We start from the raw sequence: 13964 nt of genomic DNA, 5'->3' as shown, positions 1-13964 counted from the left end.
GGCCCGGGTCGCCCGCGCCGCGTACAATAGTGGACTTTTGCACGTCCTCGCCCGCCTTATGTCCTCGCCCACCCTGTTCGAATTCTTCGCTCCCTGCCCGCGCGGCCTCGAAGCGGCGCTTGCCGCCGAGCTGGCCGAAATCGCCGGCCGCCACCTGAACGGCGCGCCGTTCACCGCGGGCGCGCAGGTGCCGGGCGGCGTCCATTTCAGCGGCGGCTGGGCCGCCGGCATGGCCGCGAACCTCCATTCGCGGATCGCGAGCCGGATCCTGCTGAAGATCGCGCACGGCCCGTACCGCAACGAACAGGACGTCTACGCGCTCGCGTTCGAGCAGCCGTGGGAGCGCTGGTTCGCGTCGACGCAGACGCTGCGCATCGACATCACGGCGATCAAGTCGCCGCTGAAAAGCCTCGAATTCACGACGCTGCGCGTGAAGGATGCGATCTGCGACCGGATGCGCGAGAAAACCGGCTCGCGCCCGAGCATCGACACCGGTGCGCCGGACGTGCGCGTGTTCGCGTTCCTGACCGTCAACGAGTGCACGCTGTACCTCGACACGTCGGGCGAGCCGCTGTTCAAGCGCGGCTGGCGTCTCGACAAGGGCGCGGCGCCGCTGCGCGAGAATCTCGCGGCCGGCATCCTGCGCCTGACGGGCTGGACGCCCGGCACCGCGCTGTACGACCCGATGTGCGGCAGCGGCACGTTCCTCGCGGAAGCCGCGCAGATCGCGCTCGGCGTGGCGCCCGGTGTCGAACGCCGGTTCGGCTTCGAAAAGCTCAAGCAGTACGACATCACCGCGTGGCAGGGGCTGAAGGTGCCGGCGCTCGACGCGAAGCGCGCGGCGCGCGCCAAGCGCGGCGACGCGCTCGGCGTGTACGGCAGCGACATTTCCGGCGACATGCTCGAGAAGGCGCGCGCGAACCTCGAGCGCGCGGGCGTGCCGTCGGTGTGGCTCAAGCAGGTCGACGCACGCGGGATGACGCCGCCGTGCGACGGGCCGGGCATCCTCCTCGCGAACCCGCCGTACGGCGAGCGGATCGAAGTGCGCGGGCGCAGCGCGCGCGGCGAGGTGCGCGAAACCGGCCGCAACCGCGGCAACGACGACGCATTCCGCCGCACGCACACCGACGCGCCGGACAGCGAGTTCTTCAACGCGCTCGGCGATGCGCTGAAGCAGCGCTTCACCGGCTGGCAGGCGTTCCTGCTGACGTCCGACCGTTCGCTGCCCGGCCAGTTGCGCCTGCGCGAATCGGCCAAGACGCCGCTGTTCAACGGCGCGCTCGAATGCCGGCTGTTCCGCTTCGACCTGATCGCCGGCAGCGTGAAGGCACGCCCGGCGGCAGCGGAAGGCGACGACGCGTAAGCCGGCCGTTCGCTTCCACGAGCAACGACTTCCAGGGGCCGCCATCGCGGCCCCTGTGCTTTTCCGCGGCCGGTCGGTGCTTCGACTGCGACCCGCGCGCCATCGTGATGGCAGCGCATGCCGCGTCTCGATCCGCGTCTTCACGCTCGACAGCACGGCCGGCCAGCCGCCGCGCCTCCCGCCCTCCTTCTTCGAACCGGGCACGAGCCCCTCCTGCGTGACGGTCAGCTCCCCGACGCCGGCCTGCGGCTCGACCCGATAGATGACAACTCTACTGACAATACGGTGTCAGCAGCCCGCGCTCACACTGCAATCCCGGCGCAATGCAGGCTGGTTTCCGCACCGAATCCGAATAACAACGCAAACAACGTAACAAGGAGCTCGTCATGACGTCAGCAACCGCCACTGCCACCCCGGACCGCGCGATCGCGTGGTTCGACATTCCGTCCCTCGATTTCGACCGCGCGATCCGCTTCTACGAAACCGTGCTGCAAACCACGTTGCAGCGCGCGGTCATCGGCGGCGTGCCGATGGCGACGTTCGATCGCGACGCGTCGAGCACGGGCGGCAGCATCGTGTTCGATCCGCAGCAGATCAAGCCGAGCGCGAACGGCGTGCTCGTCTACCTGAACGCCGGCGAATCGGTCGTCGCGGCGCTCGAACGCGCGAAGCGCGCGGGTGGCGTCGTGCAGGGCGCCGTCGTCGAGCTGCCGAACAACTACGGCTACGTCGGCTACCTGATCGACACGGAAGGCAACCGCGTCGGCCTGCACGCGCCGAAATGCCACTGAGCGCGGCGGCCGGCGGGCCGGCGCGGCGCTATCATCGCGAAGTCCCCGTCGCCAGAGGAATCGAGGTGCCGTCATGACCCGCCGCGCCGACCGCCTGTTCCAGATCGCCGAGCTGTTGCGCGGGCGTCGTCTCACGACCGCGCAGCAACTGGCCGACTGGCTGTCGGTGTCGCCGCGCACGGTCTATCGCGACGTGCGCGACCTGCAACTGTCAGGGGTGCCGATCGAAGGCGAAGCCGGCATCGGCTACCGGCTGAACCGCAACGCGAGCCTGCCGCCGCTCACGTTCACGGCCGAGGAACTGGCGGCGCTCGCCACCGGCGCGCGCATGCTCGAGACCTGGGGCGGTGCGCGCTTCGCGAGCGGCGCGCGCTCGGCGCTCGCGAAGATCGCGTCGGCGATGCCGGCCGACAAGCGCACGGCGCTCGACCGGCTGCCCGTGTTCGCGCCGTCGTTTCACATCGACGAGACGTTTTGCGCGAAGGTCGACGCGATCCACCAGGCGATCGACACGCGCCATATCGTCAGCTTCGACTATCGCGACCGGCTCGGCGCGCATTCGCAGCGCCGCGTGTGGCCCCTCGGGCTCGTCTACTGGGGCGGGCGCTGGACGATCGGCGCGTGGTGCGAACTGCGCGGCGATTTCCGCACCTTCGACATCGCCCGGATGGGCGACATCACCGTGCACGAGCAGTTTCCGGACATGGAAGGCCGGCGGATCGCCGACTACATGCGGATCGCGGAAGCGCCGATGCGCTGACGCGGCGCGGCGCGGCGCAGCGCTGCGCAGCGCAGCGCAGCGGCAAGCGTACGCCGCCGCCCTTCATGTCGCGGGCGCCATGGGGCGCGCCGCCCTGCTTGCGTTACCCGCCGAACACCACCGGCCGCTTCGGCCGCTCGTCGACGTGCAGCGAGAACACGTCCGCACGCGCGTAGTGGCCGACGACGTCGAAATCGTAGCGCGCCTTCACGAGCGCGTCGGTGTCGATCCGCGCGGTCACGAGCCCCGCCTCGCCGATCAGCGGCTCCGTCAGCAGGTCGCCGAGCGGCCCGACGATCACGCTGCCGCCGCGGATCAGCGGCCGCTCGGGGTCCCAGCCCGGCACGTCGATGCCGAGCGCGCGCGGCGACGGCTGCACCTGGCACGCGCTCACGACGAAGCAGCGCCCCTCGTGCGCGATGTGCCGCATCGAGCTCTGCCATACGTCACGCTCGTCGACCGTCGGCGCACACCAGATCTGCACGCCTTTCGCGTACATCGCGCAGCGCAGCAGCGGCATGTGGTTCTCCCAGCAGATCGCGGCGCCCGCGCGGCCGGCGGCCGTGTCGACCACCGGCAGCGTCGAGCCGTCGCCCTGCCCCCAGATCAGCCGCTCGGTGCCGGTCGGCATCAGCTTGCGGTGCTTCGCGACGAGCCCGTCGCGCGGATCGAAGAACAGCGCGGTGCAGTACAGCGTGCTGCCGCCGCGCTCGATCACGCCGACCACGAGGCTCGCGCCCGTGCGCTGCGACAGCGCGGCCAGCTCGTCGGTTTCCGGCCCCGGCACGTCGATCGCCTGCGCGGCGTAGCGCGCATACGCGTCGCGGCCTTCAGGCAGCCGGTAGCCGAGCCGCGTGCCGAAGATCTCGCCTTTCGGATAGCCGCCGAGCACGGCCTCGGGCAGCACGACCAGCGACGCGCCGCTGTCGCGGATCGCGGTTTCGTAGCCGAGGATCGTGTCGAGCGTGGCGCGCGTGCCGGCGGGCGATGCGCCGATCTGCAGCGCGGCGATGACTGAAGTGGACATGAAGGCGTCTCCGGTGAATGCGGTGAATGGGACGTCATCTTTGTCGATATCATTTCATCGATCAAATCGATACAACGATAACTGACATGAATGTGGATGATATCGCCGCGCTCGACCTGAACCTGCTGAAGGTGTTCGAGGCGCTGTACGAGGAAGGCGGCGCGAGCCGCGCGGCGCTGCGGCTCGATCTCACGCAGTCGGCGGTCAGCGCGGCGCTTGGCCGGTTGCGCGTGATCTATGCCGATCCGCTGTTCGTGCGCACCGGCCGCGGGCTCGCGCCGACGCCGCGCGCGGACGAACTGAAGCCGATCCTGTCCGACGCGCTCGACCGCTGCCGCGAAAGCCTCGCGATCGCGGCCGACGGCGGCGACCGCGTCGGCCGCACGATCTCGATCGGGCTGTCCGACGATTTCGAGATCGCGCTCGGCCGTGCGCTGATCGAGGCGGTCGCGCGCGAAGCGGCCGGGATCCGGCTGATCTTCCGGCAAACGCACAGCGGCATCGCCGGGGACGCGCTGCTGCGGCACGGCGTCGACGTCGCGATCGCGTCGGGCGGGTTCTCGGCGAACGGGCTCAGCCGGCGCGCGGTCGCCACCGGCGGCTACGCGTGCCTGATCGACCCGGCCGGCCGCGCGCGGGCGCCGCGCACGCTGACGCTCGCCGAATTCCTGCGGCGCGACCACCTGCTCGTGTCGTCGGGCGGCGTGATCGGGATCGTCGACGAAGCGCTGGCCGCGCTGGGCCACAAGCGGCGCGTCGCGGCGTCGACCACGCATTTCGCCGCGCTGCCGTACCTGCTCGCCGGCTCCGACGCGATCGCGACGATCCCCGCGCATGCGGCGCATGCGATCGCGCAAGCGACGTCGCTGCGCGCGCTCGCGTGCCCGGTCGACCTGCCCCGCTATCCGGTCGAAATCGGCTGGCGCACGAGCACGCAGCGCGACCCGGCGATCGTACGCGTGCGCGACACGATCGCCGCCTGCGTCGCACGCCTCGTCACACCATGAAAAAAGCCCGGCCGGCTTGCGCCGGTCGGGCCTGTCCGGCGCGCGGCGCCCGCGCATCGCAGCGGGCACCGCGTAGCCAGAGCGTGCGTTACTCGACGGCCTTCACCATGTCCTCGATCACCTTCTTCGCATCGCCGAACACCATCATCGTCTTGTCCATGTAGAACAGGTCGTTGTCGAGGCCCGCGTAGCCGGCCGCCATCGAGCGCTTGTTGACGATCACCGTGCGCGCCTTGTACGCCTCGATGATCGGCATCCCCGCGATCGGCGATTTCGGATCGTTCTTCGCGGCCGGGTTCACGACGTCGTTCGCGCCGAGCACGAGCACCACGTCCACCTGGCCGAATTCGCCGTTGATGTCCTCCATCTCGTGCACGATCTCGTACGGCACCTCCGCTTCCGCGAGCAGCACGTTCATGTGCCCCGGCATCCGCCCGGCGACCGGGTGGATCGCGTACTTCACGTCGATGCCCTTCTCGACCAGCTTGTCGGTCAGTTCCTTCAGCGCGTGCTGCGCGCGGGCGACGGCGAGCCCGTAACCCGGCACGATCACGACCGATTCCGCGTTGCCGAGCATAAACGCCGCGTCGTCGGCCGAACCCGACTTCACCGGCCGCTGCTCCTGCGCGCCCGCCGCGCCGCCGGCCGACGCCTCGCCGCCGAACCCGCCGAGGATCACGTTGAAGAACGAGCGGTTCATCGCGTGGCACATGATGTACGACAGGATCGCGCCCGACGAGCCGACCAGCGAACCGGCGATGATCAGCATCGCGTTGTTCAGCGAGAAGCCGATGCCGGCCGCGGCCCAGCCCGAGTACGAGTTCAGCATCGACACGACCACCGGCATGTCCGCGCCGCCGATCGGGATGATGATCAGCACGCCGAGCACGAACGCGATCGCCGTCATGATGATGAACGGCAGCCACGCCTGCGTGATGAAGAACAGGATGCCGAAGCCGAGCATCGCGATCGCGAGCATCAGGTTGATCAGGTGCTGGCCCGCGTATACGACCGGCGCGCCCTGGAACAGCCGGAACTTGTACTTGCCCGACAGCTTGCCGAACGCGATCACCGAACCGGAGAACGTGATCGCGCCGACGAACGTGCCGATGAACAGCTCGACGCGGTTGCCGTACGGGATGAAGCTCGACGACACCGCATCCTGCGGCACGAGGCCGAACGCTTCCGGCTCCGACACGACCGCATACGCGATGCACACGGCCGCGAGACCGATCAGCGAGTGCATCGCCGCGACGAGTTCCGGCATCTTCGTCATCTCGACGCGCGCGGCGACGAATGCCCCGACGCCCCCGCCGACGATCAGCGCGCCGAGCACGAGCGCGAGGCCGAGCGGCAGGTTCGCGCCGAGCCACGCGGCCTGCTTGACGATCAGCGCGATCGTCGTGAGGATCGCGATGGCCATCCCGACCATCCCGAACAGGTTGCCGCGCCGCGCGCTCTTCGGGTTCGACAGCCCCTTCAGCGCCTGGATGAAGCACACCGACGCGACGAGGTACAACAGCGTGACGACGTTCATGCTCATCGCGCGCCCTCCTTGCCGCCCTCGATACGCTTGGGCTCCTTCTTGCGGAACATTTCGAGCATTCGCCTCGTCACGAGAAAGCCGCCGAACACGTTGACGGCCGCGAGCGCGACCGCGAGCGTGCCGAAGAACTTGCCGGTCGCGCCGACGGTCAGCGCCGCCGCGAGCATCGCGCCGACGATCACGATCGCCGAGATCGCGTTGGTCACGGCCATCAGCGGCGTATGCAGCGCCGGCGTGACGTTCCAGACGACGTGGTAGCCGACGTACACCGCCAGCACGAAGATGATCACGTTGATCACCGTGTGATTGATGACTTCCATGGTCTCCTCCGTTATTTGCGCGTCACTTCGCCGTCGCGGCACAGCAGCGTCGCGGCGACGATGTCGTCGGTCAGGTCGATGTTCAGCGTGCCTTCCTTCGTGACGATCAGCTTCATGAAGTCGAGCAGGTTGCGCGCATACAGCGCCGACGCGTCCGACGCGACCATCGACGCCAGGTTCGTGTAGCCGGCGATCGTCACGCCGTTGTGCACGATCACCTGGTCGGCGACGGTCAGCGGGCAGTTGCCGCCCTTGCGGCCGTCGATTTCCGGGCCGCGGCCGGCCGCGAGATCGACGAGCACCGAGCCGGGCTTCATCGATTGCGCCGTTTCGACCGAGATCAGCGTCGGCGCCGGACGGCCGGGAATCAGCGCGGTCGTGATCACGATGTCGGCCTGCTTCGCGCGTTCGTGCACGAGCGCGGCCTGGCGGCCCAGCCACGACGGCGGCATCGGGCGCGCATAGCCGCCGACACCCTGCGCGGCTTCGCGCTCTTCGTCGGTTTCGAACGGGACGTCGAGGAATTTCGCGCCGAGCGACTCGATCTGCTCCTTCACGGCCGGCCGCACGTCGGACGCCTCGATCACCGCGCCGAGGCGCTTCGCGGTCGCGATCGCCTGCAGGCCCGCGACGCCCGCGCCGAGAATCAGCACGCGCGCCGCCTTCACGGTGCCCGCGGCCGTCATCAGCATCGGCATGAAGCGCGGATACAGCGACGCGGCCACCAGCACGGCCTTGTAGCCGGCGATGTTCGCCTGCGACGACAGCACGTCGAGACTCTGCGCGCGCGTGGTGCGCGGCGCGGCCTCGAGCGCGAAACCGGTGACGCCGGCCGCGGCGAGTTGCGCCGCCTGCTCGCCGTTGAACGGCTCGAGCATCCCGACCAGCACCGTGCCGCGCTTGAGCAACGGCAGTTCGGCGTCGGTGGGCGCCTGGACCTTCAGCACGAGGTCGGCGCCAAAAGCGGCCGACTGGTCGGTCAATTCGGCGCCGGCGGCCACATAGGCTTCGTCGGGATAGCTGGCGGCGCTGCCGGCCCCTTTCGCGATACTGACCCGATGGCCGGCCGCCGCGTACTTCTTCACGGTTTCCGGCGTCGCGGCCACGCGCGCCTCGTTGGCCCGCGTTTCAGCAGGCACTCCAATATGCATCGTCGGTTCCTCCAGTCATTGTCAGTATTTCTTTTCTTGCGATCTTTACTGCACAACGAGCCGGACAGGCTGACTTACCGGCTCACGAGCAACGGCTTTCACGCACTTTAACCGAAAGCGATGGCCCCGCCAGCACTTTGCGCACGACCGTGCTCGAATGCGACATGCGCTTGACCCGTCCCGTCACGCCCTGCGGGGACGGCCGCCTTGCAAGGGTCGGATTCGTCTAGCGGAACGGCCGGCAGCGTTCGGGCGCAACCGGTAAAATGCCGAACCATGAAACCCGAAATCTGGACCCCGCATGTGACGGTCGCCGCGCTCGTCGAGCGCGCCGGCCGCTTTCTCGTGATCGAGGAAGAAACCTCGACGGGCCTGCGCATCAACCAGCCGGCCGGTCATCTCGAAGCCGGCGAGACGCTCGCCGACGCCGTGATCCGCGAAACGCTCGAGGAAACCGCGCACCCGTTCACGCCCGACGCGCTCGTCGGCGTCTATCTCGCGCACTACGACCGCCCCGGCAACGCCGGCGCGACCTACCTGCGCTTCACGTTCTGCGGCACGGCCGGCGAACCGGTCGCGGGCCACGTGCTCGACGACGGCATCGTCCGGACGCTGTGGATGACGGCCGACGAACTGCGCGCATGCAGCGAACGCCATCGTTCGCCCGCGGTGATGCGCTGCGTCGACGATTACCTCGCCGGGCGGCGCGTGCCGCTCGATTTCGTGCACACGCATTCGGTCGCTCCGCGCCCCGAGGCATTCGAACGTCAGGCGGTCGGCAAATGAGCAAGCGTCGTGTCGTGGTGGGCATGTCGGGCGGCGTCGATTCGTCGGTGACCGCTTGGCTGCTGAAGGAACAGGGCTACGACGTGGTCGGCCTGTTCATGAAGAACTGGGAAGACGACGACGACGGCGAGTACTGCTCGACGCGCCAGGACTGGATCGACGTCGTGTCGGTGGCCGATCTGATCGGCATCGACGTCGAAGCCGTCAACTTCGCGGCGGAATACAAGGACCGCGTGTTCGCCGAGTTCCTGCGCGAATACTCGGCCGGCCGCACGCCGAACCCCGACGTGCTGTGCAACGCCGAGATCAAGTTCAAGGCGTTCCTCGACCACGCGATGTCGCTCGACGCGGAAATGATCGCGACCGGCCACTATGCGCGCGTGCGCGAGCGCGACGGGCGTTTCGAACTGCTGAAGGCGTTCGATCATACGAAAGACCAGTCGTACTTCCTGCACCGGCTGAACCAGGCGCAACTGTCGAAGACGATGTTCCCGCTCGGCGAGATCCCGAAGACGAAGGTGCGCGAGATCGCCGCGCAGATCGGGCTGCCGAACGCGAAGAAGAAGGATTCGACCGGCATCTGCTTCATCGGCGAACGGCCGTTCCGCGATTTCCTGAACCGCTATCTCCCGACCAAACCCGGCCCGATGAAGACGCCCGACGGCAAGGTGGTCGGCGAGCACATCGGCCTCGCGTTCTACACGTTCGGCCAGCGCAAGGGCATCGGCCTCGGCGGCAGCAAGAGCGGCAACGGCGATCCGTGGTTCGTCGCCGCGAAGGACATCGCGTCGAACACGCTGTACGTCGTGCAGGGCCACGACCATCCGTGGCTGCTGTCGCGCGAGCTCGTCGCCGGCAACGTGAGCTGGGTCGCGGGCGAGCCGCCGGCGGACGGCTTCGCGTGCGGCGCGAAGACGCGCTACCGGCAGGCCGATGCGGCGTGCGTGTTCGGTCGGGCCGCGACAGGCGCCGCGGCCGCCGGCCCGGCAGGCGAAGCGCGCTTCTCGCTCGCGTTCGACGACGCGCAGTGGGCGGTCACGCCCGGCCAATCGGCCGTGCTGTACGACGGCGAAATCTGCCTCGGCGGCGGCATCATCGAATCCGCGGCCACCGGCCAGCCCGGGCAGGCTGCGGCGGCAGGCCACGCGCCGGCGTTCGCCGAAGCACGCTGACATCCATTCGGTTTAGACTTGCGGCACGCCGCGCCCGGCGGAACACGATTCCGTCGCGGCCGGCGCGCCGCCTTCGCAGCGTACGCATGGCGGCACCTCAGAATGCTTACGGAGTTCCCCATGCTTTCAAGACGCTACCTCGCGATGTGGTGCGCCGTGCTGCTGCTCGTCGCGGCGGCCGCGCTCGCGTCGGTCCACCTCCTCTCCTGGCTGTGGATCGCCATCCCCATCGCCCTCGTCGCGCTCGGCCTGTACGACCTGAACCAGGACCGCCACGCGATCCTGCGGAACTACCCGCTCTGGGGCCACTTCCGCTTCCTGTTCGAATTCATCCGACCTGAAATACGCCAGTACTTCGTCGAGGACGACACCGACGAAAAGCCGTTCTCGCGCGCGCAGCGCAGCCTCGTCTACCAGCGCGCGAAGAACGTCGCCGACAATCGTCCGTACGGCACCGAGCTGAACGTGAAGGCCGTCGCGCACGAATGGATCAGCCACTCGCTCGCGCCGACGAAGCTGCCGAACCACGATTTCCGCATCCGCGTCGGCGCGAATCGCGCGCAACCATACGACATTTCGATCTTCAACATCTCGGCGATGAGCTTCGGCTCGCTATCCGCGAACGCGATCCGCTCGCTGAACCTCGGCGCGAAGAAAGGCGGCTTCGCGCACGATACCGGCGAAGGCTCGCTGTCGAAGTACCACCGCGAGAACGGCGGCGACATCATCTGGGAAATCGCGTCCGGCTACTTCGGCTGCCGCAACGACGACGGCACGTTCAACCCCGACAAGTTCGCGAAGCAGGCCGCCGATCCGCAGGTCAAGATGATCGAGGTGAAGCTGTCGCAGGGCGCGAAGCCCGGCCACGGCGGCGTGCTGCCGGCCGCGAAGATCACGCCGGAAATCGCCGAGACGCGCGGCGTGCCGATGGGCAAGGACTGCATCTCGCCCGCGACGCACTCGGAATTCTCGACGCCGCGCGGCTTGCTCGAATTCGTCGAGCGGCTGCGCACGCTATCCGGCGGCAAGCCGACCGGCTTCAAGCTGTGCATCGGCCATCCGTGGGAATTCTTCGGGATCGCGAAAGCGATGCTCGAGACGGGCATCGTGCCCGACTTCGTCGTCGTCGACGGCGCGGAGGGCGGCACGGGGGCGGCGCCGCTCGAATTCACCGACCACGTCGGCGTGCCGCTGCAGGAAGGGCTGCTGCTCGTGCACAACACGCTCGTCGGGATCGGCGTGCGCGACCGCGTGAAGCTCGGCGCGAGCGGCAAGATCATCACCGCGTTCGACATCGCGCGCACGCTCGCGATCGGCGCCGACTGGGTGAACTCCGCGCGCGGCTTCATGTTCGCGGTCGGCTGCATCCAGGCGCAGCACTGCCACACCGACCGCTGCCCGACCGGCGTCGCGACGCAGGACCCGGTGCGCCAGCGCGCGCTCGTCGTACCCGACAAGGCCGAGCGCGTATACAACTTTCACCGCAATACGCTTCATGCGCTGCAGGAACTCGTGCAGGCGGCCGGCCTCGCGCATCCGTCCGAGCTGCGCGCGCATCACATCGTGCAGCGCGTGGCGCCGCACGAGGTGCGGCTGATGTCGCAGTTGCTGAAGTACCTGAAACCCGGCGCGCTGCTCGAAGGCCAGACCTGCGGTTTCTCGCTGTACGACAAGTGGTGGCCGATCGCGCGCAGCGATTCGTTCACGCTCGGCGAAGCGGTGTACGCATCGATCGAGTGACGCGCGCGGCCGCGCCGCTCGCTGCTGCGGCGGGCCCGTGCGGCCAAAAGAAAAGCGCCCCGCGGGCGCTTCTCTTTCGTCTGCCGAATGCGTGAAGGCCGGGCCGCGGCTCAACCCTGCGGCAGCGTATCGGCGAACGACTGCCGCTGCTGCAGCTTCACGAAGTGCTTGTCGAGGTTCGGGTGGCGATCGCGCCAGTTGAGCTCGGGCACCCGGAAGTCGAGATAGCCGAGCGCGCAGCCGAGTGCGATGTCGGCGAGCGTGTAATGATTGCCGACGCACCACGTCTTGCCGCCGAGGCCCTGCGACATCGCGACGAGCGCGTCGTCGATCTTGCGTTGCTGGCGCGCGATCCAGCTCGCGCTGCGCTGCGCTTCGTCGCGCATCGTGTGTTCGAGACGAATCGCGACGGCTGCGTCGAGCACGCCGTCGCCCAGTGCCTCCCAGCAGCGCACTTCGACGCGCTCGCGGCCCGACGGCGGAATCAGCTTGCCGACCGGCGACAGCGTGTCGACGTATTCGCAGATCACGCGGGAATCGAACACCGCGGCACCATCCTCCATCACGAGGCAGGGGACCTTGCCGAGCGGGTTCGATGCATGGATGTTCGTGTCCGATGCCCACACGTTCTCGAGCTCCAGCTTGTAGTCGATCTTCTTTTCAGCAAGCACGATCCGCGCCTTTCGGACGTACGGGCTGCTGAGCGAACCGATTAATTTCATCATCTGCCTTTTTAAGGGAACTGCCGAGAGTATACGTTGTCGTCGATCATAACCGGCCCGCGCGGCCGGGCAGAAAATCGCCGGTCCGGCCTGTGGAAGGTTTGCAACAGCCGCCGCCGAGCCCCGCCGGGCGTGCCTTGCAGCCGCCGCCCTGACGCGCCGCGTCCGGCGGCGCTACAATCGCACGATGAATGCGCCCCTCGATACCGCCATCGCCGTCGACGTCTACCGCCAGCGCCGTGAACGCGTGCTTGCCGCACTGCGTGCCGCGGGCGGCGGCGTCGCCATCGTCCCCACCGCGCCGGAAATGCTGCGCAACCGCGATACGGCCTACCCGTACCGGTTCGACAGCTACTTCCATTACCTGACGGGCTTCGCCGAGCCGGATGCCGTGCTCGTGCTGAACGCGGCCGCGCCGCACGGCGCGCCGGAATCGATCCTGTTCTGCCGCGCCAAGAACGTCGACCGCGAGATCTGGGAAGGCTTTCACTACGGTCCCGACGCCGCGCGCGATGCATTCGGCTTCGATGCGGCGTTCGCGACCGACGTGATCGACACCGAAATGCCGCGCCTGCTCGCCGATGCGGGCACCGTGCACTACCGGTTCGGCGCATCGACCGAGTTCGAGCGCCAGCTCGCCGGATGGATCGACGCGGTGCGCGCGCAGGCACGCACGGGCGTCGCCGCGCCGGACGCGCTGCTCGACCTCACGCCGCTGCTCGACGACATGCGGCTCGTGAAGGACGAACACGAACTCGCGATCATGACGCGCGCCGCGCACATCTCGGCGCTCGCGCACCGTCGCGCGATGCAGGTGTGCCGCCCCGGCATCCGCGAATACGAGCTCGAGGCCGAGCTGCTGTACCTGTTCCGCAAGCACGGCGCGCAGGCGCCCGCGTACGGGTCGATCGTCGCGGCCGGCGCGAACGCGTGCGTGCTGCACTACCCGGCCGGCAACGCGGCCGCGCGGGACGGCGACCTGATCCTGATCGACGCCGCGTGCGAACTCGACGGCTATGCATCGGACATCACCCGCACGTTCCCGGCCAACGGCCGCTTCTCGCCCGCGCAGCGCACGCTGTACGACATCGTGCTCGCCGCGCAGCAGGCCGCGATCGACGCGACGCGCGCGGGCGTGCCGTTCGAGGCGCCGCACGATGCGGCCGTGCGCGTGCTCGCGCAAGGGCTGCTCGACACCGGCATCCTCCCCAAAACGCGCTTCTCGAACGTCGACGACGTGATCGCCGAGCGCGCGTACACGCGCTTCTACATGCACCGCACCGGCCACTGGCTCGGGATGGACGTGCACGACTGCGGCGACTACCGCGAGCGGCTCGCCGCGCGCGACGCGAACGGCGCGCTGCCGTGGCGCACGCTGAAGCCCGGCATGACGCTGACCGTCGAGCCCGGCCTGTACGTGCGCGCGGCTGACGACGTGCCGCCCGAGTACTGGAACATCGGCATCCGCATCGAGGACGACGCGATCGTGCGCGAGCACGGCTGCGAACTGATCACGCGCGGCGTGCCGGTCGCGGCCGACGAGATCGAGGCGCTGATGCGCGCGGGCGCATGACCGGCC

13 protein-coding genes are annotated in these 13964 nt (G+C 68.7%); 8 read left to right on the top strand and 5 right to left on the bottom strand.

Annotation, left to right across the window (positions count from 1 at the left end):
- The first annotated feature begins 58 nt into the window (after window positions 1-58).
- The 3 genes from QZM72_RS10485 to QZM72_RS10475 all read left to right on the top strand — a co-directional run bounded on the left by QZM72_RS10485 (window position 59) and on the right by QZM72_RS10475 (window position 2914).
- On the top strand, window positions 59-1363 hold the full coding sequence (locus QZM72_RS10485) for a class I SAM-dependent RNA methyltransferase (RefSeq protein WP_301738018.1): 1305 nt from the start codon (window positions 59-61) through the stop codon (window positions 1361-1363).
- Window positions 1364-1749: 386 nt separating this feature from the next.
- Window positions 1750-2154, top strand: a complete 405-nt coding sequence (locus QZM72_RS10480) for a VOC family protein (RefSeq protein ID WP_089466700.1) — start codon at window positions 1750-1752, stop codon at window positions 2152-2154.
- A gap of 73 nt (window positions 2155-2227) precedes the next feature.
- The gene (locus tag QZM72_RS10475) at window positions 2228-2914 is read left to right on the top strand and encodes a YafY family protein (protein WP_011544611.1); all 687 of its coding nucleotides are present in this window, start codon (window positions 2228-2230) and stop codon (window positions 2912-2914) included.
- Between the two features lie 103 nt (window positions 2915-3017).
- On the opposite strand, the gene QZM72_RS10470 is transcribed toward QZM72_RS10475, so the two are convergent.
- The gene (locus tag QZM72_RS10470) at window positions 3018-3941 is read right to left on the bottom strand and encodes a carbon-nitrogen hydrolase family protein (protein ID WP_301738016.1); all 924 of its coding nucleotides are present in this window, start codon (window positions 3939-3941) and stop codon (window positions 3018-3020) included.
- Window positions 3942-4027: 86 nt separating this feature from the next.
- Here QZM72_RS10470 and QZM72_RS10465 point away from each other — a divergent pair, with 86 nt between their 5' ends.
- Window positions 4028-4948, top strand: coding sequence for a LysR family transcriptional regulator (locus QZM72_RS10465; protein ID WP_301738015.1), 921 nt, complete (start codon window positions 4028-4030; stop codon window positions 4946-4948).
- 88 nt (window positions 4949-5036) lie between these two features.
- On the opposite strand, the gene QZM72_RS10460 is transcribed toward QZM72_RS10465, so the two are convergent.
- Genes QZM72_RS10460 through QZM72_RS10450 form a run of 3 tightly spaced genes read right to left on the bottom strand, consistent with a single transcriptional unit; the run spans window position 5037 to window position 7965 of the window.
- Window positions 5037-6491: an NAD(P)(+) transhydrogenase (Re/Si-specific) subunit beta gene (locus tag QZM72_RS10460; RefSeq protein WP_301738014.1), complete on the bottom strand. Its 1455-nt coding sequence runs from the start codon at window positions 6489-6491 to the stop codon at window positions 5037-5039.
- Window positions 6488-6814: an NAD(P) transhydrogenase subunit alpha gene (locus tag QZM72_RS10455; RefSeq protein ID WP_012327914.1), complete on the bottom strand. Its 327-nt coding sequence runs from the start codon at window positions 6812-6814 to the stop codon at window positions 6488-6490. The genes QZM72_RS10460 and QZM72_RS10455 overlap by 4 nt, the downstream gene beginning before the upstream one ends.
- An 11-nt stretch (window positions 6815-6825) precedes the next feature.
- Window positions 6826-7965: a Re/Si-specific NAD(P)(+) transhydrogenase subunit alpha gene (locus tag QZM72_RS10450; protein ID WP_301738013.1), complete on the bottom strand. Its 1140-nt coding sequence runs from the start codon at window positions 7963-7965 to the stop codon at window positions 6826-6828.
- Window positions 7966-8241: 276 nt separating this feature from the next.
- On the opposite strand from QZM72_RS10450, the gene QZM72_RS10445 reads away from it, so the two are divergent.
- The 3 genes from QZM72_RS10445 (at window position 8242) to QZM72_RS10435 (ending at window position 11663) form a co-directional block, all read left to right on the top strand.
- On the top strand, window positions 8242-8751 hold the full coding sequence (locus QZM72_RS10445; RefSeq protein WP_089466696.1) for an NUDIX hydrolase: 510 nt from the start codon (window positions 8242-8244) through the stop codon (window positions 8749-8751).
- Window positions 8748-9923: a tRNA 2-thiouridine(34) synthase MnmA gene (mnmA, locus tag QZM72_RS10440; RefSeq protein WP_301738011.1), complete on the top strand. Its 1176-nt coding sequence runs from the start codon at window positions 8748-8750 to the stop codon at window positions 9921-9923. The genes QZM72_RS10445 and mnmA overlap by 4 nt, the downstream gene beginning before the upstream one ends.
- Window positions 9924-10043: 120 nt before the next feature.
- Window positions 10044-11663 carry an FMN-binding glutamate synthase family protein gene (locus tag QZM72_RS10435; RefSeq protein ID WP_301738010.1) on the top strand — a complete coding sequence of 540 codons (1620 nt, stop codon included), beginning with the start codon at window positions 10044-10046 and terminating at the stop codon, window positions 11661-11663.
- A gap of 110 nt (window positions 11664-11773) precedes the next feature.
- On the opposite strand, the gene QZM72_RS10430 is transcribed toward QZM72_RS10435, so the two are convergent.
- The gene (locus tag QZM72_RS10430) at window positions 11774-12385 is read right to left on the bottom strand and encodes a glutathione S-transferase family protein (protein WP_089467889.1); all 612 of its coding nucleotides are present in this window, start codon (window positions 12383-12385) and stop codon (window positions 11774-11776) included.
- 187 nt (window positions 12386-12572) lie between these two features.
- On the opposite strand from QZM72_RS10430, the gene QZM72_RS10425 reads away from it, so the two are divergent.
- Window positions 12573-13958, top strand: a complete 1386-nt coding sequence (locus QZM72_RS10425; RefSeq protein ID WP_301738009.1) for an aminopeptidase P N-terminal domain-containing protein — start codon at window positions 12573-12575, stop codon at window positions 13956-13958.
- The last annotated feature ends 6 nt before the right edge of the window (window positions 13959-13964 follow it).

The sequence above is a fragment of the Burkholderia sp. AU45388 genome (assembly GCF_030481585.1).
GTDB lineage: Bacteria > Pseudomonadota > Gammaproteobacteria > Burkholderiales > Burkholderiaceae > Burkholderia > Burkholderia sola.
This window is presented reverse-complemented; position numbering and strand designations above follow the sequence as displayed.

Excerpts from the sequence above, each read along its gene's own strand:
- QZM72_RS10485 (WP_301738018.1), top strand. The coding sequence starts at position 59 with ATGTCCTCGCCCACCCTGTTCGAATTCTTCGCTCCCTGCCCGCGCGGC.
- QZM72_RS10480 (WP_089466700.1), top strand. The coding sequence starts at position 1,750 with ATGACGTCAGCAACCGCCACTGCCACCCCGGACCGCGCGATCGCGTGG.
- QZM72_RS10475 (WP_011544611.1), top strand. The coding sequence starts at position 2,228 with ATGACCCGCCGCGCCGACCGCCTGTTCCAGATCGCCGAGCTGTTGCGC.
- QZM72_RS10470 (WP_301738016.1), bottom strand. The coding sequence starts at position 3,941 with ATGTCCACTTCAGTCATCGCCGCGCTGCAGATCGGCGCATCGCCCGCC.
- QZM72_RS10465 (WP_301738015.1), top strand. The coding sequence starts at position 4,028 with ATGAATGTGGATGATATCGCCGCGCTCGACCTGAACCTGCTGAAGGTG.
- QZM72_RS10460 (WP_301738014.1), bottom strand. The coding sequence starts at position 6,491 with ATGAGCATGAACGTCGTCACGCTGTTGTACCTCGTCGCGTCGGTGTGC.
- QZM72_RS10455 (WP_012327914.1), bottom strand. The coding sequence starts at position 6,814 with ATGGAAGTCATCAATCACACGGTGATCAACGTGATCATCTTCGTGCTG.
- QZM72_RS10450 (WP_301738013.1), bottom strand. The coding sequence starts at position 7,965 with ATGCATATTGGAGTGCCTGCTGAAACGCGGGCCAACGAGGCGCGCGTG.
- QZM72_RS10445 (WP_089466696.1), top strand. The coding sequence starts at position 8,242 with ATGAAACCCGAAATCTGGACCCCGCATGTGACGGTCGCCGCGCTCGTC.
- mnmA (WP_301738011.1), top strand. The coding sequence starts at position 8,748 with ATGAGCAAGCGTCGTGTCGTGGTGGGCATGTCGGGCGGCGTCGATTCG.
- QZM72_RS10435 (WP_301738010.1), top strand. The coding sequence starts at position 10,044 with ATGCTTTCAAGACGCTACCTCGCGATGTGGTGCGCCGTGCTGCTGCTC.
- QZM72_RS10430 (WP_089467889.1), bottom strand. The coding sequence starts at position 12,385 with ATGAAATTAATCGGTTCGCTCAGCAGCCCGTACGTCCGAAAGGCGCGG.
- QZM72_RS10425 (WP_301738009.1), top strand. The coding sequence starts at position 12,573 with ATGAATGCGCCCCTCGATACCGCCATCGCCGTCGACGTCTACCGCCAG.